This window comes from Actinomadura scrupuli (assembly GCF_050971785.1).
GTDB lineage: Bacteria > Actinomycetota > Actinomycetes > Streptosporangiales > Streptosporangiaceae > Actinomadura_E > Actinomadura_E scrupuli.
Genome location: NZ_JBPCCU010000010.1, coordinates 279,242 through 300,086 on the forward strand (window position 1 = coordinate 279,242; position 20,845 = coordinate 300,086).

At 72.7% G+C, this 20,845-nt stretch carries 19 protein-coding genes; 9 read left to right on the forward strand and 10 right to left on the reverse strand.

Annotation, left to right across the window (positions count from 1 at the left end; all coding sequences use genetic code 11):
* Window positions 1-12: 12 nt before the first annotated feature.
* From efeB to dnaG, 5 genes are all read right to left on the reverse strand, one after another.
* The gene (gene efeB / locus ACRYCC_RS35560; RefSeq protein ID WP_433818330.1) at window positions 13-1,287 is read right to left on the reverse strand and encodes an iron uptake transporter deferrochelatase/peroxidase subunit; all 1,275 of its coding nucleotides are present in this window, start codon (window positions 1,285-1,287) and stop codon (window positions 13-15) included.
* On the reverse strand, window positions 1,284-2,411 hold the full coding sequence (gene efeO, locus ACRYCC_RS35565; RefSeq protein WP_433818331.1) for an iron uptake system protein EfeO: 1,128 nt from the start codon (window positions 2,409-2,411) through the stop codon (window positions 1,284-1,286). Before efeO ends, efeB begins: the two co-directional genes overlap by 4 nt.
* A gap of 87 nt (window positions 2,412-2,498) precedes the next feature.
* Entirely contained in the window at window positions 2,499-2,972 is a 474-nt protein-coding gene (locus ACRYCC_RS35570) for a YbjQ family protein (protein ID WP_433818332.1), read from the reverse strand.
* Between the two features lie 106 nt (window positions 2,973-3,078).
* Window positions 3,079-4,227, reverse strand: a complete 1,149-nt coding sequence (gene rpoD / locus ACRYCC_RS35575; protein WP_433818465.1) for an RNA polymerase sigma factor RpoD — start codon at window positions 4,225-4,227, stop codon at window positions 3,079-3,081.
* A gap of 72 nt (window positions 4,228-4,299) precedes the next feature.
* Window positions 4,300-6,216, reverse strand: coding sequence for a DNA primase (dnaG, locus tag ACRYCC_RS35580; RefSeq protein ID WP_433818333.1), 1,917 nt, complete (start codon window positions 6,214-6,216; stop codon window positions 4,300-4,302).
* Between the two features lie 194 nt (window positions 6,217-6,410).
* Here dnaG and ACRYCC_RS35585 point away from each other — a divergent pair, with 194 nt between their 5' ends.
* The 7 genes from ACRYCC_RS35585 to ACRYCC_RS35615 all read left to right on the forward strand — a co-directional run bounded on the left by ACRYCC_RS35585 (window position 6,411) and on the right by ACRYCC_RS35615 (window position 13,221).
* Entirely contained in the window at window positions 6,411-6,713 is a 303-nt protein-coding gene (locus tag ACRYCC_RS35585; protein ID WP_433818334.1) for an urease subunit gamma, read from the forward strand.
* Window positions 6,710-7,030: an urease subunit beta gene (locus ACRYCC_RS35590; protein WP_433818335.1), complete on the forward strand. Its 321-nt coding sequence runs from the start codon at window positions 6,710-6,712 to the stop codon at window positions 7,028-7,030. The genes ACRYCC_RS35585 and ACRYCC_RS35590 overlap by 4 nt, the downstream gene beginning before the upstream one ends.
* Window positions 7,023-8,732 carry an urease subunit alpha gene (locus ACRYCC_RS35595; RefSeq protein ID WP_433818336.1) on the forward strand — a complete coding sequence of 570 codons (1,710 nt, stop codon included), beginning with the start codon at window positions 7,023-7,025 and terminating at the stop codon, window positions 8,730-8,732. The genes ACRYCC_RS35590 and ACRYCC_RS35595 overlap by 8 nt, the downstream gene beginning before the upstream one ends.
* A gap of 13 nt (window positions 8,733-8,745) precedes the next feature.
* Window positions 8,746-9,441: an urease accessory protein UreF gene (locus ACRYCC_RS35600; RefSeq protein WP_433818338.1), complete on the forward strand. Its 696-nt coding sequence runs from the start codon at window positions 8,746-8,748 to the stop codon at window positions 9,439-9,441.
* An 18-nt stretch (window positions 9,442-9,459) separates the two neighbouring features.
* Complete coding sequence (gene ureG, locus ACRYCC_RS35605; protein WP_433818339.1) at window positions 9,460-10,146, forward strand: urease accessory protein UreG; 687 nt, start codon at window positions 9,460-9,462, stop codon at window positions 10,144-10,146.
* A gap of 58 nt (window positions 10,147-10,204) precedes the next feature.
* Complete coding sequence (locus tag ACRYCC_RS35610; protein ID WP_433818340.1) at window positions 10,205-10,942, forward strand: urease accessory protein UreD; 738 nt, start codon at window positions 10,205-10,207, stop codon at window positions 10,940-10,942.
* 65 nt (window positions 10,943-11,007) lie between these two features.
* Entirely contained in the window at window positions 11,008-13,221 is a 2,214-nt protein-coding gene (locus ACRYCC_RS35615) for a leucine-rich repeat domain-containing protein (RefSeq protein ID WP_433818341.1), read from the forward strand.
* 28 nt (window positions 13,222-13,249) lie between these two features.
* Here the strand turns inward: ACRYCC_RS35615 and ACRYCC_RS35620 are convergent, their stop codons facing one another.
* Together ACRYCC_RS35620 and ACRYCC_RS35625 are read right to left on the reverse strand one after the other, a co-directional pair.
* Window positions 13,250-14,662: an aminobutyraldehyde dehydrogenase gene (locus ACRYCC_RS35620; RefSeq protein WP_433818342.1), complete on the reverse strand. Its 1,413-nt coding sequence runs from the start codon at window positions 14,660-14,662 to the stop codon at window positions 13,250-13,252.
* Entirely contained in the window at window positions 14,659-15,936 is a 1,278-nt protein-coding gene (locus ACRYCC_RS35625; RefSeq protein WP_433818343.1) for a glycosyltransferase, read from the reverse strand. Before ACRYCC_RS35625 ends, ACRYCC_RS35620 begins: the two co-directional genes overlap by 4 nt.
* Window positions 15,937-16,057: 121 nt before the next feature.
* On the opposite strand from ACRYCC_RS35625, the gene ACRYCC_RS35630 reads away from it, so the two are divergent.
* The gene (locus ACRYCC_RS35630; protein ID WP_433818344.1) at window positions 16,058-16,666 is read left to right on the forward strand and encodes a TetR/AcrR family transcriptional regulator; all 609 of its coding nucleotides are present in this window, start codon (window positions 16,058-16,060) and stop codon (window positions 16,664-16,666) included.
* Here ACRYCC_RS35630 and ACRYCC_RS35635 read toward each other — a convergent pair whose 3' ends face one another.
* The gene (locus ACRYCC_RS35635) at window positions 16,667-17,647 is read right to left on the reverse strand and encodes an SIS domain-containing protein (RefSeq protein ID WP_433818345.1); all 981 of its coding nucleotides are present in this window, start codon (window positions 17,645-17,647) and stop codon (window positions 16,667-16,669) included.
* Entirely contained in the window at window positions 17,635-18,759 is a 1,125-nt protein-coding gene (locus ACRYCC_RS35640) for a hypothetical protein (protein WP_433818347.1), read from the reverse strand. The genes ACRYCC_RS35635 and ACRYCC_RS35640 overlap by 13 nt, the downstream gene beginning before the upstream one ends.
* A 193-nt stretch (window positions 18,760-18,952) precedes the next feature.
* Between ACRYCC_RS35640 and ACRYCC_RS35645 the strand changes: the two genes are divergently transcribed.
* Window positions 18,953-20,206 (forward strand): ABC transporter ATP-binding protein, encoded by a 1,254-nt coding sequence (locus ACRYCC_RS35645; protein WP_433818348.1) that lies wholly within the window; start codon window positions 18,953-18,955, stop codon window positions 20,204-20,206.
* 48 nt (window positions 20,207-20,254) lie between these two features.
* Here the strand turns inward: ACRYCC_RS35645 and ACRYCC_RS35650 are convergent, their stop codons facing one another.
* A complete protein-coding gene (locus ACRYCC_RS35650; RefSeq protein WP_433818349.1) occupies window positions 20,255-20,767 on the reverse strand; it encodes an SHOCT domain-containing protein in 513 nt (170 codons plus the stop codon).
* Between the last annotated feature and the right edge of the window lie 78 nt (window positions 20,768-20,845).

A 20,845-nucleotide genomic window follows, 5' to 3' on the forward strand; every position in this document is an offset into this window, starting at 1 on the left:
CCCGGGCCGCCATCAGGCGAACAGCGTGTCGCCCCAGTGACCGCCCTTGCGGACGCCCGGCGGGCACGCGAAGACGCCGGAGCCGACGTGCTGGATGTACTCGTTGAGCCGGTCGCCGCCGGCCGTCAGCCGCTTCTGCAGCGGGATGAAGCCCGTGCGCACGTCCCGCTGGTAGGCCAGGAAGAACAGGCCCGCGTCCAGCCTGCCCAGCCCGTCGGAGCCGTCGGTGAAGGAGTAACCGCGGCGCAGGATCCGCAGTCCGGCGTTGCTGTCGGGGTTGGCCAGCCGTACGTGCGAGTCGGGGGGCAGCCTGGCCACGTCCACCTTGTCGTGCTCGTGCTTCGTGCCGTACGCCGCGCCCTCGCCCTTGGTCCGCCCGAAGATGTCCTCCTGCTCCTTGAGGGAGGTGCGGTCCCAGGTCTCGATGTGCATCCGGATCCGGCGCGCCACGAGGTACGACCCGCCCGCCATCCAGTCGGCTCCGTCGCCCGCGCCCGCCCAGACGAACCGGCTGAGCGCCTTGTCGTCGTCGGCCGCGATGTTGCGGGTGCCGTCCTTGAACCCCATCAGGTTGCGCGGGGTCTGCGCGTCCGGGGTGGTGGAGGAGGTCTTGCCGAAGCCGAGCTGGGAGTACCGCACGGTCACGATGCCGAAGCCGATCCGCGCCAGGTTGCGGATCGCGTGCACGGCGACCTGCGGGTCGTCGGCGCAGGCCTGGACGGCGATGTCGCCGCCGCTGCGGGCGGGGTCGAGCGCGTCGCCCGGGAAGTGCGGCAGGTCGGCCAGCGCCGCCGGGCGCCTGGCCTTGAGCCCGAACCGGTCCTTGCCGTCCTTCTCGAACAGCGTCGGCCCGAAGCCGATCGTCAGCGTCAGCCGGGAGGCGGGCAGGCCGAGCGCCTCGCCGGTGTCGTCCGGCGGGGCCTCCGGCATGCCGCCGACCGCGCCGGAGCCGTGCGGCCGCCCCGCGGTCATGGCGGCCGCCGCGGCCGTCCAGGCCTCGAGCAGCCCGGCCAGCTTGGCCCGGTCGCCGGTCACCACGTCGAAGGCGGCGAAGTGCAGCCGGTCCTGGACCGGGGTGGCGATGCCGGCCTGGTGGCCGCCGAAGAACGGGATCACGCCGTCGGAGGCCTGCTTCTCGTCCGCCTGGGCGACACTGACCAGGCCGGCGCCGACGGCCGCACCGGCGACGACGCTGAGGCCGGAGAAGCCCAGCATCCGGCGCCGGCTGACCTGCGCGCCCTGCCCCGCGGGCTCCGGCACGGGCTCGGCGGCCGGGTCGCCGCTCACTTGGCCACCGCCGCGGCCAGCTTGGACAGCGGCTCCCCGAGCGCGTTGACGCCGTCGGCGAGCTCCTTGACCTGCGCCTTGCTCAGGGTGGTGTAGGAGACGTAGCCGTCGTCCTTCTCGTGCTTGGCGAGCAGCGTCTCGACGGCGCCGAACTCCTGGTCGAGGGTCTTGGTGAGGGCCGCGTCCTTCTCCTGTGCGACCGGCCGCAGCAGCTCGAAGACCTTCCGGGCGCCGTCGACGTTGGCCTTGAAGTCGACCAGGTCGGTGTGCGAGAAGGCCTCCTCCTCGCCGGTCACCTTTCCGGTCGCGACCTCGTCGAGGAGCTCCTTGGCGCCGTTGGCCATGGAGGTGGGCGTGATCACGGCGCTCGGCACCTTGGCCTTGAGGTCCTCGAGGTCCTTGATGAGCCGGTCGGCGTACTTCTCCTCGCCGCGCACCGAGCCCTTCACCCACAGCGCCTTCTCCAGCCGGTGCCAGCCGGTCCACTCCGCGCCCTTCTCGAGGTCCTTCTCGCGCAGGTCGACCTTGGGGTCGATGTCGCCGAAGGCCTCCGCGACCGGCTCGATGGACTCCCAGCCGAACCGGGACGGCGCGTACAGCGCCTTGGCCCCGGCGACGTCGCCCTTGTCGACCGAGGCGGCGAACATGCGGGTCTTGGCCAGCGTGTCGTCGACCTGGGCGGTGACGTAGGCCCGGTAGTCGGTGACGGCCCGGGTCAGCCGCGAGTCGGCGGCGCCCTGGGCCTGGCCGGTGACGGTGATGTCCTGGCGGATCCCGTTGCCCTGCATGCCGGGCTTGCAGGCCACCTGGTACTTCCCGGCCGTCAGCTCGACGGTGAGCTCGGCGCCGGTGCCGGGCCCGATGTTCTCCCGCTCGGTCACGATCTTGTCGCCGGGGGCGTAGACGTAGACCTCGGTGACCTTGGCACCCTTGTTCGTGATCTTGAAGACGGTCTTGCCCGCCGGGAGGTCCTTCTTCGAGACCTCGCAGGCGTCGTCGGTCGAGGTGACCGAGATCGCGCCGCTGCTCGAACCGCTTTTCGCCTCGGAACCGCCGCAGGCGGTGAGGGTCGACAGCGAGAGCACGGTGACGCCCGCGGCGGCGAGGGCATGAACAGGACGCATAGGGTCTCCAGACGAGAACAAGGCACGGTAAGGCTAGCCTAAATTAGCTTTACCTAACCTTGGTTCGTCAAGGGGACAGTTACCTGCTCAGCTGTGACGATCCCCACGCCGGGACTGCAGGCCCACGGTGAGGTTCCGCGCGGCCATGGGCTGCGGGGTGTTCTGGAGGGGTCCGGGCTGCTGCTGGTAAGGCTGCTGGGCACCGGCTCCCTCGGCCGGCCGGCCCGCCGCGTCGGCGAGCGGGGTGGCCCAGACGGCGGTTCCGTAGGCGCAGATCTCGTGTCCGCTCCCGGCCACCGGCCCGTTGTCGAACCGCATGCCCACGACGGCGTTGGCGCCCTTGCGCTGGGCCTCGGCCTTGAGCCGTTCCACGGCGTCACGGCGGGCCCGCGTCAGGCCGGGAGACTGCGCGGCCTGGCCGTCGTCCGGCATCCGGAACGTTCCGCTGCTCTGGCCGCCCGGCGCGTTCGCCGGGCCGGCGTGCACCGCCACGGCGAAGACCTCGCCGAGGTACGCCTTGATGTCATAGCCCGCCAGGCCGTCGGTCGTCGCGATCAGCATCTGCTCACCGTACGGCACGAAATGTCCCGGTGTGGGGGCACTGGAAGGAAAGGGTGGGAGGGGCGGTCCCCCAGGGCCGCCCCCGCCTCCACCTCAGCCGGGCACCTCAGTCGAGGTACTCCCGGAGCGTCTGTGCCCGCGAGGGGTGACGCAGTTTCGCCAGGGTCTTGGACTCGATCTGGCGAATGCGCTCACGGGTGACGCCGAACTCCCGGCCGACCTCTTCGAGCGTTCTCGGATGGCCGTCGGTCAGGCCGAAGCGCAGCTGGATGATGCGCTGTTCCCGGTCCGACAGCGTGGCGAGGATGTCCTCCAGCTGGTCCTGGAGCAGGATGAACGCCGCCGCCTCGATCGGCACGACGGCGTCGGCGTCCTCGATGAAGTCGCCCAGGTCGGAGTCCTCCTCCCCGATGGGCGACTGGAGGGACACCGGCTCCTGCGCGATCCGCTGGATCTCCACGACCCGCTCGGCGCCCAGCCCCATCTCCGCGCCGATCTCCTCGGGGAGGGGCTCCCGGCCCAGATCCTGGTGCAACTGGCGCTGGACGCGGACCAGCTTGTTGATGGTCTCCACCATGTGCACCGGGATCCTGATGGTGCGTGCCTGGTCGGCGATCGCCCTGGTGATCGCCTGGCGGATCCACCAGGTCGCGTAGGTCGAGAATTTGTATCCTTTGGTGTAGTCGAATTTCTCGACTGCGCGGATGAGCCCGAGATTGCCCTCCTGGATCAGATCGAGGAATAGCATTCCGCGGCCCACGTAGCGTTTGGCGATGGACACCACCAGACGCAGGTTGGCCTCAATGAGACGTTGCTTGGCCCGCACCCCATGCCGGGCCAGCAGTTCGAGGTCGAGCCGTTGTGGCCGGGACAAGATGGCCGCCCGGGCCAGCTTCTCCTCGGCGAACAGTCCCGCCTCGATTGATTTCGCGAGTTCGACCTCATCTTCTGCCGTGAGTAGCGGTACGCGACCGATTTCTCGCAGATAGATCCGGACCAAGTCGCTTGTCGGCGCCCGCTTGTTGAGGTCTCCCTCATCAGCCCGCGTGAGTTCCTCGGTCTCGTTCTGAGACTCGAGAACCTCCACCCCCTGCTCTGCGAGCATCCGGACGACACGCTCGAGCGTGTCGGCCGGCAAGTCCGAGCGATCGATCACAGCAGTAACGTCGTCGACGGTCACACCACCGCCACGTTCTCTGCCACGTGCGACGAGATCCACCACCTGCTCAACCGATGGCGCCTCGCTGGGCAGCACCGAAGGGCTCACGGTGACAGTGTGCGTCAAGGAACCTCTAGATCACAGGACCCATTTTTCTCGGCGTGCGCTCTAATGAGTCCCGATGACGCGTTCCCGCAACATGCGTCGCTGCTGCTCAAGCGCGACAAGGTCGCCGAACAGGCGGTTGTAGTCGTCCGCCTGATCGACCGGATTCAGCCGCCCGAGTTTCGACTTCAGCCGGGCGATGTCCCTGGTGAGCTGGCTCTCCTGAATTCGGGCCAGCAATGCCGCCGCATAACGGTCGTCCGAATCGACGTTGGAATGCGGCGCCTCCACCCCGAGCCGGGTGATCAGATCTCGGACCTCGTCGTTGGGGGCCGCCTCGCGCAGCCGTACCGCCCAGTCGGTCGTGCCCTCCGCGGCCGCGACACCGCCGAGCCCGGCGATCACCTCGCGGACCGCGGCGTGCGGCGGCGCGGTGAACACCTCCGCGGGCAGGGCGTCGAAGACCGGCCCCATCGTGGCGGGCCGCTGAACGGCCAGCTTGAGGGTCTCCCGCTCGATCTGGATCACGGGGTCGTCCGGGTCGTACGCGGGCCGCGCCGGGGCCTCCTGGGCCGCGCCGGACCCGCCCGGGCCGCCCGCGCCCCCGGGCCCGCCCGAGCCCGTGCCGGACCCGCGGGCGTTCGGGCGGGCACGCGCGATGTGCTCGCGCACCCGGCCCAGCACGAACGCCTCGTCCATGATCCCGAGCCAGCGGTCGAGGTTGACCGCGTACATCTGGCGGAGCCCGCGGTCCTTGATCGCCGCCACGACCGGGGCGGCGCCGTCGAGCGCGGCCAGCCGGCCCTCCACGGTGTCCAGGTCGTGCCGCTGGATGGCGCTGCGGATGGCGAACTCGAACAGCGGCACCCGGGCCGCGATGAGATCGCGGACGGCCGCCTCACCGTGCTTGAGGCGCAGGTCGCACGGGTCCAGGCCGTCCGGCTGCACCGCGACGAACGTCTGGGTCACGAACTTCTGCTCGTCCTCGAAGGCGCGCAGCGCCGCCTTCTGCCCGGCGGCGTCGCCGTCGAAGGTGAAGATCACCTCGCCGCGGAACTCGCTCTGGTCCATGAGCAGCCGGCGAAGGATCTTGATGTGGTCCTCGCCGAAGGCCGTGCCGGAGGTGGCGATGGCCGTCGGCACCCCGGACAGGTGACACGCCATCACGTCGGTGTAGCCCTCGACGATCACGGCTTGGCGGCGCCGGGAGATCTCCTTCTTGGCCAGATCCGCGCCGTAGAGCACCGAGCCCTTCTTGAAGATGGAGGTCTCGGGCGTGTTGAGATACTTGGGGCCGTCGTCGGTGTCCCACAGCTTGCGCGCGCCGAACCCGACGACGTCCCCGGTCAGATCACGGATGGGCCAGATCAGCCGGCCGCGGAAGCGGTCCCGGGGGCCGCGGCGGCCCTCGCTGGCCAGCCCGCCGAGGATCAGCTCCTTGTCGGTGAAGCCGCGCCCGCGCAGGTGCCGGACCAGCGCCTCCCACTCGTTGGGCGCGTAGCCGATCCCGAACTGCTCGGCGTGCGCCGCCTCGAAGCCCCGCTCGGCCAGGAACCGGCGGCCGATGAGGGCCTCGGCGGAGCCGAGCTGCTCGGCGTAGAACTGGGCGGCGGCCTTGTGCGCCTCGACCAGCCGGGCGCGCTGCCCCTGGTCCTTGCGCGGCGTGTAGCCGCCCTCCTCGTAGCGGAGGTCGATCCCGGCCTTGCCGGCCAGCCGCTCGATCGACTCCGCGAAGGTCAGGTGCTCGATCTGCTGGATGAACGAGATCGCGTCGCCGCCGAGGCCGCAGCCGAAGCAGTACCAGAGGTTGTTGGACGGCGTCACGTTGAACGATGGGGACTTCTCATCGTGAAACGGGCACAACCCCTTGAGGGAACCGCCGCCGGCGTTGCGGAGCTGGAGGTACTCCCCCACCACCTCAGCGATCGGTGACCGCTCCCGTACGAGCGCGATGTCCTCGTTGCGGATCCGGCCTGCCACGTCGGCGAGTCTAGCCGCGCGCCGGGGTACACCGTGCCGGGACGGATCAGGACGGCGGTGTGACGGGCACGGCATCGCCGGCGGTACGGAGCGTGTGACGAGAGTGTTAAATCCGCCATCTGGGCGTTCCGGAACGGTTAAATCACCTTTCGGGACGTTCAGGATGACCGGGCCTGCGGTTAGCGTCTCCAACTGTGCTGATCACTCCTCACGAACAGGAACGCCTGCTCATCTACGTGGCCGCCCAGGTCGCGCGGGAACGCCGGGCGCGCGGGCTGAGGCTCAATCACCCCGAAGCGACCGCGATCATCGCCGCGTACGTCCTGGAGGGGGCCCGCGACGGCCGCGGCGTCGCCGAGCTGATGGAGGCCGGCCGCACCGTCCTGACCCGCGAGGACGTGATGGAGGGGATCGCGGAGATGCTCGACTCGGTACAGATCGAGGCGACCTTCCCCGACGGCACCAAGCTCGTCACCGTGCACCGGCCGATCGCGTGAGCGGCCTCGTCCCCGGCCAGGTGATCCCGGGCGCGGAGCCGGTGGAGCTCAACCCGGGCCGCCCGCGGGTGAGCGTGACGGTCGCCAACACCGGCGACCGGCCGGTCCAGGTGGGGTCGCACTATCACTTCGCCGCGGCCAACCCGGCCCTGGACTTCGACCGCACGGCCGCCTGGGGCCACCGCCTGGACGTCCCGGCCGGCACCGCCGTGCGGTTCGAGCCCGGCATCACCCGCGAGGTGTCCCTCGTGCCGCTGGCCGGCAACCGCATCGTGCCCGGCCTGCGCCTGGGCGGCCCTGGAGCCCTCGATGACTGAGCTGTCCCGCTCGCGCTACGCCGAGCTGTACGGCCCGACCACCGGCGACCGGGTGCGGCTGGCCGACACCGACCTGTTCATCGAGGTGACCGAGGACCGCAGCCGGGGCGCCGGGGCCGGCGACGAGGCGGTCTTCGGCGGCGGCAAGGTCATCCGCGAGTCGATGGGCCAGGCCCGGACGACCCGCGCGGAGGGCGCCCCCGACCTGGTCATCACCGGAGCGGTGATCCTCGATCACTGGGGGATCATCAAGGCCGACGTGGGGGTGCGCGACGGCCGGATCGTCGCCCTCGGCAAGGCCGGCAACCCCGACACGATGGACGGCGTCCACCCCGACCTGGTGATCGGCCCGTCCACCGAGATCCTGGCGGGCAACGGCAAGATCCTGACCGCGGGGGCGGTGGACTCGCACGTCCACCTGATCTGCCCGCAGCTGATGGAGGAGGCGCTCGGCGCAGGCGTCACCACCATCATCGGCGGCGGCACCGGGCCCGCCGAGGGCACCAAGGCCACGACGGTCACCGGCACCTGGTACCTCCACCGGATGCTGGAGTCCCTCGACTCCTGGCCGGTCAACGTCGCGCTGCTGGGCAAGGGCAACACCGTCTCGGAGGAGGCGCTCTGGGAGCAGCTCCGGGCCGGCGCCTCCGGGTTCAAGCTGCACGAGGACTGGGGCACCACCCCCGCGGCGATCGACGCCTGCCTGCGGGTGGCCGACGCCTCCGGCGTCCAGGTGGCCCTGCACTCCGACACCCTCAACGAGGCCGGCTACGTCGAGTCGACCCTGGGCGCGATCGGCGGCCGGTCCATCCACGCCTACCACACCGAGGGCGCGGGCGGCGGGCACGCGCCGGACATCATCACCGTCGCCGGCCACGCCAACGTGCTGCCGTCCTCGACCAACCCGACCCGGCCGCACACGGTCAACACCCTCGACGAGCACCTCGACATGCTCATGGTCTGCCACCACCTGAACCCGTCGGTGCCCGAGGACCTGGCGTTCGCCGAGTCGCGGATCCGGCCGACGACCATGGCGGCGGAGGACGTCCTGCACGACCTGGGCGCGATCTCGATCATCGGCTCGGACTCGCAGGCGATGGGCCGCATCGGCGAGACCGTGCTCCGTACCTGGCAGACCGCGCACGTGATGAAGGCGCGGCGCGGCGCGCTGGAGGGCCCGGCCGACAACCTGCGGGCACGCCGCTACGTCGCCAAGTACACGATCTGCCCGGCGATCGCGCACGGGCTCGACGACGAGCTCGGCTCGGTCGAGACCGGCAAGCTCGCCGACCTGGTGCTGTGGGATCCGGCGTTCTTCGGCGTCCGCCCGCACCTCGTGATCAAGGGCGGCATGATCGCCTGGGCCCAGATGGGCGACGCCAACGCCTCCATCCCGACCCCGCAGCCGATCCTGCCCCGGCCGATGTGGGGGGCGGCACCGGTGGTCGCGGCCGGCACCTCGGTGCACTTCGTCTCCGCCGCCGCCCTCGAGGACGGGCTGGCCGGGCGGCTGGCCGTCCGGCGCGCGATGGTCCCGGTGAAGGACACCCGGCGGCTCGGCAAGGACGCCATGCCGCTCAACGGCGCGCTGCCCCGGATCGAGGTCGACCCCGACACCTTCACGGTCTCGATCGACGGCGAGCCGGTGGAGCCCGCACCGGCGTCCGAGCTGCCCATGGCCCAGCGCTACTTTCTGTTCTGATGAGCACGCTCCGATGAGCCTCCCCACCCGGCTGCTGCTGCTCGCGGACTCACGGCTGCCGGCCGGCGGGCACGCCCACTCGGGCGGGCTGGAGGCCGCGGCCACCGCGGGCGTCGTCGAGGACCTCGGCGGCCTGGCCGACTTCCTGCGCGGCCGGCTGGCCACCGCCGGGCTGGTCTCCGCCGCCCTCGCCGCGGCGGCGTGCCACCACGCCGGGCGGGAGGACGGCGGGCGTGCGGATGGGGGGTGGGGGATGCTGGACGCGGAGGCGGACGCGCGTACGCCCTCGCCGGCCCAGCGGCAGGCGTCGCGGGCGCAGGGCCGGTCGCTGCTGCGCGCCGCCCGCACGGCCTGGCCCGCGCCCGCCCTGGACGCCCTGCGGGCCGCGGTCCCGGGCGGGGCGCACCATCCGGTCGTGCTGGGCGTCACCACCGCCGCCGCGGGCGGGGACCCCGGGCAGGCGGCCGTCATCACCGCGTACGGCGTCGTCACCGGGTCCGCGTCCGCCGCAGTACGGCTGCTCGGGCTCGATCCGCTCGCGGTGCAGCGGCTCCTGGCCGGCCTGGCGGGCGCGGTGGACTCGGTCGCCGCGGAGGCGGCCGACCACGCCGACGAGGACTGGGCGCGGCTGCCCGCCGTGTCCGCCCCGATCCTCGACCTGTTCGCCGAGCTGCACGTCCGCTCGGACGTCCGCCTGTTCGAATCCTGACTCCGAGGGGAGACCGTCATGGGAGCAGACCACGGCCATGATCCGCACGAGGCCGCTCCGGCGCACGGCCGGGCCCTGCGCCTGGGCGTCGGCGGGCCCGTCGGCAGCGGCAAGACGGCCCTGGTGGCCGCGCTCTGCCGCTCGCTGCGCGCGGAGCTGGCGATCGCCGTCGTCACCAACGACATCTACACGACCGAGGACGCCGACTTCCTCAAGCGGGCGGGGGTGCTCGACGAGTCGCGCATCGCGGCCGTCCGGACCGGGTGCTGCCCGCACACCGCCATCCGCGACGACATCTCCGCCAACCTCGACGCCGTCGAGACGCTGGAGGACTCCCTCGGCCCGCTGGACCTGGTGATCGTGGAGAGCGGCGGCGACAACCTCACCGCGACCTTCAGCCAGGGCCTGGTCGACCGGCAGATCTTCGTCCTGGACGTCTCCGGCGGCGACAAGGTGCCGCGCAAGGGCGGTCCCGGCGTGACCACCTCGGATCTGCTGGTCATCAACAAGACCGACCTGGCCCCGCTGGTCGGCGCCGATCTGGAGGTGATGGCCCGGGACGCCGCGAAGGTGCGCGGGGACCGTCCCGTGGCGTTCACCTCGCTGCGGGAGCTCCCCGGCGCGCCCGTGGTGACCGCCTGGGTGCGCGAGATCCTGCGGGAGACGCACCCGCACGGGCACCCGGCGGGCGTGGCCGCCTCGTGAACCGCCCGGCGCCCCCCGCACCGGGGAGCGGGACGACAGGTCGCGCGGGAGCGCGGCGGTGAGGACCTACCACGCGCACGCCGCGGTGACCGCCGAGTGCGACGCGTCCGGCCGGACCCGGCTGACCCGGCTGCGCTCCGACGGGCCGCTGGCGGTCCGGGAGACCGGCGAGGCCGTCTACCTGGTCGGTGCCGCGGCGGGCCCGCTCGGCGGCGATGAGCTCGAGCTGGACCTCGAGGTCGGGCCGGGAGCGGAGCTGGCCATCCGGTCGGTGGCGGCCATGCTCGCCCTGCCGGGCGACGGCGAGTCCAGGTTCACCGTGCGGGCTCGGGTCGGGGCGGGCGGCCGGCTGGACTTCGCCCCCGAGCCCACGGTGGCCGCGAGCGGCGCCCGTCATCGCTCCGTCTGCGAGGTCACGCTGGCCGAGGGCGCCGTGCTGCGGTGGCGTGAGGAGGTGATCCTCGGCCGGCACGGGGAGGCACCGGGGCGGCACACCGGCCGGATCGACGTGACGTACGCGGGAGCGCCGCTGCTCCGGCACGAACTGCGGCTGGACGATCCGGCGATCTACGGCGGCCGGGCCGTCCTCGGTACCGCGACGGCGGCCGGATCGGTGGTGCTCGCCGGACCCGGTCTGGTGGAAGAGCCCCGCACCGGCGAGGGCCTGGCCGTCCTCCCGCTGGCCGGGCCCGGGGTGCTGGTCTCGGCCACCGCCGCGGACTCCGCACGCCTGCGGCACCGGCTGACCACCGGCGAGCGGTACGCGGTCCGGGAGGCGGTGCGCCCCTCCCCCTGAGCAGTCCCAGCGAACCTGCGGTGATCGGCGGCGAGGACCCGGACCGGGCTGGGAGGCTGTCGCCCATGAACCAGCGGTACGAGATCATCAGCGCCGGGGAGGCCGAGGAGCGGTTCGGCGTCTCGGCGGACGTGGACTACCCCTTCGCCGAGTTCACCGACGAGCAGGAGATCCGGCTCTACCCCGGCGGCCTGCACGTGGACGGCACCATGAAGCCGGTGCTGGACGAGCCGGCCGACTGGCTGCCGTACAACCTGGTGATCGACGGGGACCTGACCGTCGACGGGGACCTGTCCTGGTACGACTGGGGCGGCGGCAACTTCGTCCTGGTCACCGGCGACCTGCGCGCCCGCAACGTCCTGCTGAGCGGCTGCCCGACGCTGGTGGTGCGCGGCGACCTGATCGCCGGCAACGGCGTGCAGGGGCACCACGGCGACGACGGCGGATGCCTGGTGGTCCGGGGCGCCACCCGGGCCGAGCTCGTCGTCAGCACCCTCTACTTCACGATGGCGTTCGAGCAGCCGCCCGAGGCGATCGTCATCGGTGATCCCTACCGCCTCAACTGCCCGGTCGACTTCGACGACGAGGACATCGACGACGTCGTCGAACCCGATCTGCTGGACGAGGAGGGCCGCGCCGACGAGCGGATGATCGAACGAGCGCTCGCCGCCGGACGGCCGATCCTGCGCCCGGGGACACGGCCCGCGCATCTGGTCGCGCTGGAGGAGCTCGACCGGCTGCTGGAGCACCCGGACGACGTCACCGAACTCGACCTGTCGGGCCGCAGGCTGCGCGGCTTCCCCGAGCAGATCTTCGCGCTCCCCCGCCTGCGCAGCCTGTCCCTCGCCGGCAACGCCCTCGGCCCGCTGCCGGACCGGATCGGTGAGCTGTCCGCCCTGGAGGAGCTCGACCTCGAGGACATGGGGCTGACCGAGCTGCCCGCCGGGATCGGCCGGCTGACCGGCCTGCGGATCCTGGACGTCTCCGACAACGACCTGCGGCTGCCGGAGGAGCTCGGCGCGCTCACCGGGCTGCGGGTGCTGCGGGCCGACGGCGTGCGGGCGCCGCTGCCCGAGTCGCTCGGCCGGCTGGCGGAGCTGACGGAGCTGCGGCTCCACGGGCTGCGGGGCGAGCCCTCGGGCGTGCCCTTCCCAGCGGCGATCACCCGGCTGCCGCGCCTGCGGGTGCTGGACCTGTCCAACACCTCCCTGGCCGATCTCCCCGACGAGCTGGCCGGCCTCACCGGCCTGGAGGAACTACGGCTGGACAACTCCCTGGCGGCGCTCGACCGGCTGCCCCGCCTGTCCCGGCTCCCCGCGTTGCGCACCCTGCGCATCGACGGCCGCGGCAAACCGGACGCCCGGCTGCTCGACGCGGTATGGGACATCACCACCCTCGAGGACCTCGGCATCGACCGCTGGGACCTGACCGGGCTGCCCGAGGACGCCTTCGCGCGGATGCCCGGCCTGCGGGTGCTCGACCTGTCGTTCAACCAGCTGACCACGCTGCCCGAGTCCTTCTACGCGCTGCCGGCGCTGGAGTCGGTGAACCTCGAGTACACCAGGCTGGACACCGCCACGCTCGACCGGCTGCGCGCGGCGTTCCCGCGGGGCGTCCGGTTCGACCTGCGCAACATCCCGGCGCGCGACGATCCCGCCGACCCCGGCCGGCAGGAGGTCCGCGAGCTGGTCAGGCGCGGCTCCGCCCTGCAGAACCACGACCGCGCCGGTGCGCTCGCCGCCTTCGAGCAGGCCCTGGACAGATGCGTGCCCGGCGCCCGCCACTCCGACTACGACGAGGTGTACGCGCTGTACGGGGCCGTCGACGCCCTCGTGCACCTGCGCGGCGCCGCGTCCGGCGCGGAACGCGACGTCCTGAACGGCAAGCTCGTCGGCTACGCCGAGCGGGCGCTGGCCGCCGTGCCCGAGCCCGGCATGATCTGGCACTTCACCGACCACGGCGCGTTCCAGGAGGAGGTCACCCGGCGTACCGGCAACGCGCTGGCCTGGACCCTGCTCACGATGGGCGAGCCCGGCCGCGCGCTGGCCGTCATCGACCGGGCGCTGACGACCGCGGCGGAGCCCGCCTACGACTACGCCCGGGACACCAAGGTGCGCATCCTGCTGGCGCTGGGGCGTGCCCACGAGGCGTACACGATCGTCGACCAGGTGCTCACCCGCGATCCCGGGTTCGGCGACTTCCAGGACCTCCGGCGCGACCCCGCCTTCCAGGACTGGCGGAGCGCACACAGCGCCCTCACGCCCCCGCCTCCCTCGTGAGACCGCCCGGGCGGGCCGGTGCCCCGGGTCAGGCCGGGCGGAAGGAGTCCCGGGGCCGCGGCGCGGCATGCTTGATCATCAGATGCCGGGTGACCGAGTACTCCTGCACCGCCTCCTGGCTCATGTCCTTGCCGAAACCGCTGCCCTTGACCCCGCCGTGCGGCGCCTCGGAGGCGATCGGCAGATGGTCGTTGATCCAGGTCACCCCGGCGTCGAGCCGGTGCGAGACCCGCAGTGCCCGTGACACGTCCGACGACCACACCGACGAGGCGAGCCCGTACGGGGTGTCGTTGGCGAGCCGTACGGCCTCGTCCTCGCCGTCGAAGGGCAGCACGACCAGCACCGGCCCGAAGACCTCGCCCTGCACGATCTCGCTGTCCTGCCCGGCTCCGGTGATCAGGGTCGGCGGGTAGTAGAACCCGGGCCGGTCCAGCGGGACACCGCCGCAGAGCACCTCGGCCCCGTCCGCGACCGCCCGGGTCACGAAGCCGTGCACCCGGTCCCGGTGGGCCGCGGAGATGAGCGGGCCGATGTCGGTGCCCTCCGCCCACGGGTCGCCCGGGGTCACCGCGCCCAGTACCGACCGCAGCGCGTCGACGGCCTCCGCGTAACGGGAACGGTCCACGTAGACCCGGGTGGCGGCCGTGCAGTCCTGCCCGGTGTTGTAGGTGGTGCCCATCGCCACCCCCGCCGCCATGGACTCCAGGTCGGCGTCGGCGAAGACCAGCGCGGGCGCCTTGCCGCCGAGCTCCAGGTGGAGCCGCTTGACCGTGTCGACCGCCCCGCGCATGACGGCGCGGCCGGTCTCGGTGGACCCGGTGACGCTGACCATGTCGACGCCCGGGTCGCCGACGAGGGCGGAGCCGACCTCGGCGCCCCCGGTGAGCACCTGCACCAGCCCGGGCGGCGCCCCCGCCGTCTCGGCCAGCTCGGCGAGCCGCAGCGTGCTCCGGGGCGTCTGCGGGGCGGGCTTGATGACCACGGCGTTCCCGGCGGCGACCGCCGGCCCGATCTTCCAGACCGCCATGACCAGCGGGAAGTTCCACGGCGCGATGGAGCCGACGACGCCGATGGGGCGGCGCAGCAGCACCGAGGTGTAGCCGGCGCTGAGCACGCCCGCCCCGCTGCCCTCCAGGGAGCGGGCGGCACCGGCGAAGTACCGCAGGTTGTCGACGGCGAACGGCAGCTCGCCGTCCCGGAACACCGGCGCCGGCTTGCCGGTCTCCCCGACCTCCAGCCGGGTCAGCCCGTCCGCGTCGGCCTCGACCAGGTCGGCCAGCCGCAGCAGCACCCGGGCCCGCTCCCCCGGGGTCGTCTCGCGCCAGGTCTCGTACGCCGCCCGGGCCCGCTCGACGACGGCCCGGACGTCACGCGGTGAGCTGTCGGGGACCTCGGCCACGGTCCGGCCGGTCGCCGGGTCGATCAGTGCGCGCGGGCTCACCGTGCGGCCCGCTCGATGAGGTCCGCGGCCCGCCGCAGGCCGTCGCGCCGCCGGATCTCCGCGCCCGCGGCGGCCAGCTTCTCGCGCAGCGCGGAGTCGCCCAGCAGCCTGTCCAGGGCCTCGTGCAGCTCGGCGTCGGTGAAGGTGTAGGTGCCGAGCCTGATGCCGTAGCCCAGCTCGTGGACGCGCTGGGCGTTGTCGTACTGGTCCCAGAACAGCGGCAGGCAGATCATGGGCTTGCCGAAGTGCAGCGCCTCGGTGGTGGTGTTGTTGCCGCCGTGCGTGATGACGAGGTCGGCCATCGGGATGACCTTCGTCTGCGGCACGAACTCGGCGCCCCACATGTTCGCCGCCAGCTCGATCTCGGCGTGCAGCGGCCCCATCGAGACGATGTAGCGGTACGGCGTCGCCGCCAGGGCGGCGATCACCCGGCGCATGAGCCCGACGTCGGCCGAGCCCAGCGAGCCGAGCGAGAAGTAGATCAGCGGCCCATCGCCCTCGATCCCGGCCGGCAACTCGAAGGAGTCGTCGGTCTCGCGGACCGAGGAGTCGAGCCGGTGCCAGGTCTCGCCCAGCGGCCGGGCATCGGTGTAGTCGGCGATCTCGGGGTAGACGTAGAGGTTGGCGGCGCCCTCGTGGACGAACTCCAGGTCCGGCAGCGGCGGCGCGCCCTGCTCGACCACCCACGCGTTGAACTCCGTCCACAGCTCCCGGTGGGTGCGGTCGTACTCCGCCCGGAACTCCGCCCAGCCGGTCCGGTCGTCGATGGGGTAGCCGGAGAACGCGGGCGGCACCCCGGGCCCCTTGACCTCCAGGGGGTTGCAGGACACGATCCGCACGAACGGCGCCCCGGCGGTCATCAGGGCCGGGAAGCAGACCACGTTGTCCTCGACGATGACGTCGGGGCGCACCCGGGCGATGATCTCCCGGAGCCGTGGCTCGCAGTAGCGGGCACCGCCGATCAGCTCCTCCCAGACCGGCTTGATCCAGGTGTCCAGCTGCTCGATGGTCGGCTTGCGGAACTCCGGCGCGGTGTCGCGGATGAAGTCCTTCCAGAACTGGCCGGCGTCCTGCTCCTCGTCGGACGGCGCGGCGAGGTCGACCAGGTCCTCCTCGAAGCCGAGCGGCGCCAGCCTGCCCCGCCACGAGGCCTCGGCGGCGAAGACCACCCGGTGGCCCCGCCGGCGCAGCACGTCACCGATGCCGACGCAGTTGTTGGTCGGACCGTACGCGCTCTCCGGCATGAACAGGATCGTCAGGGGCTGGTCGGCCATCAGGACTCCGAACGGTGTGCTTGTTTGTTGAAGAGCGATTCAATTACGCTCCCGCCATAAGCGTCAATAGCCAGACAAAGCGGGCTGTGTTCAGCCGGACAGCTGTTGAAGGCGGGTGACCATGGCCACGCGCAAGAGCCGGGCCGAACGGCGTCGTGATCTCATCGAGGCCGCCCGCCGGGCGATGATCCGGCACGGCACGGACGGGGTGCATCTGCACCAGGTCGCCGAGCAGGCCGGGCTGACCTCGGGCGCGGTGCTCTACCACTACCCGGAGCTGGACGATCTGCTCCTGGAGGCCCATCACGCCGGCATGGAGCGCTTCTACGAGCTGCGCCTGAAGAAGATCGCCCACCTGTCGGATCCGGTGGAGAAGCTGGTGGCGACCGTCCGGTCCGGAGTGCCCGACGGCCCCGACGACGCCGACGTGCTGCTGCTCAACGAACTCGGCGGCGCAGCCGGGCGCAGCCGGGTCTACGCCACCCTGCTCACCACGCTCTACGACCGGCAGGTCTCGATGTACCAGCTGATCCTGGAGACCGGCGCGGCGCGCGGGACCTTCACCCTGGCGGGCGACTCCCTGTCCATCGCCCGCAATCTCGTGGCCCTGGAGGACGCCTACGGCTACCGCATCGTCGCCCGGCATCCGCTGATCGGCCCGGCCGAGGCCGCCGAACTGATCCTCTGCTACGCCCGCCAGGCCACCGGCAACCCCCTCCTCACTCCGTGATCACGGAGGGGAGGTGGGGGGAGGGGACGCGGCCCACCAGTGGGCGGCGACGAGTTCGGCGACCAGGGTCTCGGTGAGCAGGGCGACGCCGGGGTCCTCGTCGTCCCGGTAGCGGATCACGCCGGCGGCGCCGGGCACCTCGGCGCCGACCGCCAGCACGGTGGAACCCCGCCGCCGGATCCACTCCATCGCCTGCTCGTCGTAGCGGGACCCCGGGAACAGCAGGGCCCGGTAGTCGAGGGTCTTGGTGAGGTAGACGTCCACGTGCGCCCAGTCGCCGGTCTCGCAGGCCGCCGCCGCCCGGCGCGGGCCCTCCCGCATCATCAGCGCGGACTGCTCCGCCGACGACAGGCGCTCCGCCGGGGCGATCGTGTACACGCCGTCCGGGCCGTCCAGCAGGTCCAGTGCCCCCGGCAGCCACCGCGGGCGCCGGTCCAGCAGGTCCTCGGTGGCGTCCGCGGCGCGCCGTACCAGCGCCGCCACTCCCGGCGCGCCGGTCAGCCGGGCGCCGAGCGCGAGCAGCAGCGCGAGGGTGTGCTGGAAGGTACGGCAGGCCACGCCGCCCTTCTCCTCCCCCGCCAGCATGGGCACGACGAGATCGGCGCCCTCGGTCACCGCCGAGCCCGGCGCGTTGGTGAGCGCGACGATGGGCGCGCGGCCCTGGAACTCCGCCAGCGCGTCCAGGGTCTCCCGGCTGCCGCCGGTGGCGGAGATCGCCACCACCAGGGTCCCGGGCGGGGGCGCATACGGGACCGCGGAGGCGTACTCCGCCACCGCGTCGACCCCGGCGGCGCGCAGCCGCAGCGCGGCGGCTCCCGCGGCGTACCGGGAACTGCCCATGCCGAGGAGGACCACCCGCCGTACGTCCCGGGGCAGCGCACCGTACGGGTCGTCGCCCTCCAGCGCCCGCGCCAGCGCCCGCAGCGCGGCCGGCTTGGCCTCCAGGTCGGCCAGGAACAGCTCCGGGTTCACCCGAACCATCTCCTCAGTACGCCCATCGGGGCATAGGTCCAGCGCGGCAGGAACCGGGCGGCGTAGATCAGCTCGCGGCACTCCTGCTCGATCTCGAAGGGCCGCAGCAGGCGGGGCTCGAACAGCTCGCTCCGGCCGCAGGCGGCCAGCCGCGAGGTGTAGGCGGACAGCAGGTCGCGGCGCGCGCCCCGCACCCAGCCGGCCATCGCCGCGGGGTCGGCCTCCCGGCGGCGGATCGCGATCTGGCCGACGTGCTCGAGGCTGGTCAGCAACTGGGCCACGTCCCGCGCCGCGGGCTGCGGCTCCGCCTGGGCGCCGTCCACGGTGGGGTTGCCGTCGAAGTCGATGACCGCGTACCCGTCCCGCCACCTCAGCACCTGCCCGACGTGCAGATCGCCGTGGATGGGCTGGGCCACGGCCGGTCCCCCGCCGGCCAGCGGGGCGATCCCGGCCGTCAGCTCCGCGGACCGGAACTCCAGCCACTGGCCGTCCTCGCCCGTGGTGCGGGCGCCGGCCTCGGCCACCGCCCGCTCCGCGCGCCGGTGCCATTCGGCCCCGTCCACCGTGGTGACCGGCGCCGGCTCGGTGCTCGACGGGGTGGCCAGCGCCACGTGCAGGTCGGCCGCCAGCTCGCCCAGGGCCGCGGCGAAGCCCGCCCGGTCGCCGCCGGCCATGACCGCGTCCACGCACCAGTCCCAGCCGTCCAGTGCCCCGGGCAGGTACGCGGTGACCAGCGCGGCCAGCCGGCCCCGCCAGAAGAGGGCGGCGTACGGCTCGGCCGTGTGCCGGAAGCCCACCTCGGCGAGATGGCCGAGCAGGCCGGGGGCCCGGGCGCCCCGCGCCGGGTGGGAGAACCACTTGACGACCACCCGCTCACCCACGATCACCGACCGGTTGGTCTGGTCGGCCGTCACGGGCCGCTCGGCGCCGCCGGTGCGCGGCACCGGCGCGAAGAGCCGCAGGGTGTACGGCTCCGGCGGGATCGCCCCCTCCGCCAACGCCCCTGCCAGCCACCGGGAGGCGCCCTCCGCGGGGCGCACGCGCGGCGACCCGCCGTCCGGCGTCTCGCCGTCCGGCGTCAGCAGGGAGTCCCAGCCGTGTACTGAAGGAGGATTCAACATCACACCAGGAAATAGACGTCACCAGGCCATCTGGAGTGTGACCGAACCTGATCTCCGGCGCAAACGGCGCCGCCGGCCGGCCGCCCGCTCCGGGCCTGGCCCGCCGGGCCTCGATGGACGGCGGCCGAAAGTATGGACATCGCCTGGTGAACAACGATGTAATCGCAGGCTCGGGGGTGCGAGAGGTGGTTCGGTGACCCAGGTACTCCTTGACGGCGTGAGCAAGACCTACCCCGGCGGGCACCATGCCGTGGACCGGCTCCGGCTGCGGGTCGGCGACGGCGAGCTGTTCGTGCTGCTCGGTCCGTCCGGGTGCGGCAAGTCCACCGTCCTGCGGATGATCGCCGGCCTGGAGGACATCACCCAGGGCGATCTGTGGCTCGACGACGTCCACGCCAACGATCTCGCCCCCCGGGACCGCAACATCGCGATGATCTTCCAGAACGGCGCGCTGTACCCGCACCTGAGCGTGCGCGGCAACCTGTCGTTCCCGCTGGACATGGCCAAGGGCGGCGATCCCTCCGCCACCCGTGAGCGGGTGGTGGAGATGGCCCGCGCGCTGGGCATCGACTCGATGCTCGACCGGCGGCCGGCGACGCTGTCGGGCGGTCAGCGGCAGCGGGTGGCCATGGGCCGGGCGATGGTGCGCGAGCCGACGCTGTTCCTCATGGACGAGCCGCTGTCCAGCCTGGACGCCGCCCTGCGCGCCGAGCTGCGGATGGAGATCGGCTCGCTGGTCCGCGCGCTCGGCGTGACGACGGTCTACGTCACGCACGACCAGGTCGAGGCGCTGACCCTCGCCGACCGCATCGCGATCCTGGACCAGGGGGTGCTGCAGGACGTCGGCACCCCGCAGCAGCTCTACGACGACCCGGCCACCACGTTCGTCGCCGCGTTCCTCAGCTCACCGCAGCTCAACCTGCTGCAGGCCACCGGGCAGGCCGTCCCGGGCCAGGGGCTCGTGCTGCACCTGGGACCCCAGCGGCTGTGCGTGCCCTGGACCGACCGCCGGGCGCCCGCGCTGATGGGCTGTCACGGCAGGCCGCTGATCATCGGCATCCGCCCCGACGCCCTCACGCCGAGCACCCCCGGGGACCCGGGGCCGCTGCTGTCCGGGCGGTTGCGCGCCCTGGAGTTCCACGGGCACGAATGGCTCGCGCACGCCGAGGCCGGTGTTCCCTCGATCGACGTCGATCCGGCCGCGGAGCCGCCGCGCACCGCCGAGGCGGCGCCCCGCCGGGCCACCTGGTGGGGGCGGCGCGGGGCGCCCGAGACCCCCCAGCCGGCCGGCCATGCGCACGGCCACCACCGCCGGTCGGACCTGGTGTTCCGGGCCGGCTCCGGGAGGGGTCTCACCAAGGGCGAGAACGTCCATCTCGCGGTCGACCTGGACCGGATCCTCATCTTCGGCCAGGACGGCCACCGCGTCGATCCCGTATACCGCTGAACCGGCGCCCGGGGCGCGCCCTGCCGGGTCCCGGCCCGGGGTGACCCCCTACCCGGGGCCCCGCATGAGGTCGGCCTTGAGCGCCTCGAACTCGGCCGCGCTGATCGCCCCGTCCTCGCGCAGCCGGGCCAGCCGCTCCAGTGCCTGGATCCGGTCGCCCACCGGCCCCGCACCGGGCGGGGCCGCCGGGGAGGTGAACACGCCGGGCGGCATCGGCGTGCCCTGCGCGCGCCGGTGGTGGGTCTCCCACTGCATCCGCGCCGTCCGCCGCTGCATCGCCTCGACGTCGTACCTCGGGTCTCCCTCCAGGTCGAAGACCACCTGGAGGGTCTTCGGGTCGTACTTCACCTGGAGGAGGTCGGCCTCCTTCGGCTTGGACTCGATGATGTAGAACTTCTCGCGCAGGCGGGCCTGGAACGGCGCCCCGCCCTCCGGCCGGACCTCCAGCACGAAGTCGTAGCTCTGGTAGCTGTTCGAGCTGATGTTGGAGTGCCGTCCCGCGGACAGGACGAGCGCCTGGGCGGTGAGGCCGTTCTTGCGGATGCGACGCTTGTCGAACATCAAAGACCTCATGTCACTCGAGCCGATCCCCCGAGTGTGTCAGCTCTGATCACCATGAAGACCGAAATGTCGCGATCT

Bases quoted from the DNA above. Each gene is read 5' to 3' on its own strand.
- efeO (WP_433818331.1), bottom strand. From the start codon at position 2,411: ATGCGTCCTGTTCATGCCCTCGCCGCCGCGGGCGTCACCGTGCTCTCG.
- ACRYCC_RS35570 (WP_433818332.1), bottom strand. From the start codon at position 2,972: ATGCTGATCGCGACGACCGACGGCCTGGCGGGCTATGACATCAAGGCG.
- ACRYCC_RS35595 (WP_433818336.1), top strand. From the start codon at position 7,023: ATGACTGAGCTGTCCCGCTCGCGCTACGCCGAGCTGTACGGCCCGACC.
- ACRYCC_RS35600 (WP_433818338.1), top strand. From the start codon at position 8,746: ATGAGCCTCCCCACCCGGCTGCTGCTGCTCGCGGACTCACGGCTGCCG.
- ureG (WP_433818339.1), top strand. From the start codon at position 9,460: ATGGGAGCAGACCACGGCCATGATCCGCACGAGGCCGCTCCGGCGCAC.
- ACRYCC_RS35615 (WP_433818341.1), top strand. From the start codon at position 11,008: ATGAACCAGCGGTACGAGATCATCAGCGCCGGGGAGGCCGAGGAGCGG.
- ACRYCC_RS35625 (WP_433818343.1), bottom strand. From the start codon at position 15,936: ATGGCCGACCAGCCCCTGACGATCCTGTTCATGCCGGAGAGCGCGTAC.
- ACRYCC_RS35630 (WP_433818344.1), top strand. From the start codon at position 16,058: ATGGCCACGCGCAAGAGCCGGGCCGAACGGCGTCGTGATCTCATCGAG.
- ACRYCC_RS35635 (WP_433818345.1), bottom strand. From the start codon at position 17,647: ATGGTTCGGGTGAACCCGGAGCTGTTCCTGGCCGACCTGGAGGCCAAG.
- ACRYCC_RS35640 (WP_433818347.1), bottom strand. From the start codon at position 18,759: ATGTTGAATCCTCCTTCAGTACACGGCTGGGACTCCCTGCTGACGCCG.
- ACRYCC_RS35650 (WP_433818349.1), bottom strand. From the start codon at position 20,767: ATGTTCGACAAGCGTCGCATCCGCAAGAACGGCCTCACCGCCCAGGCG.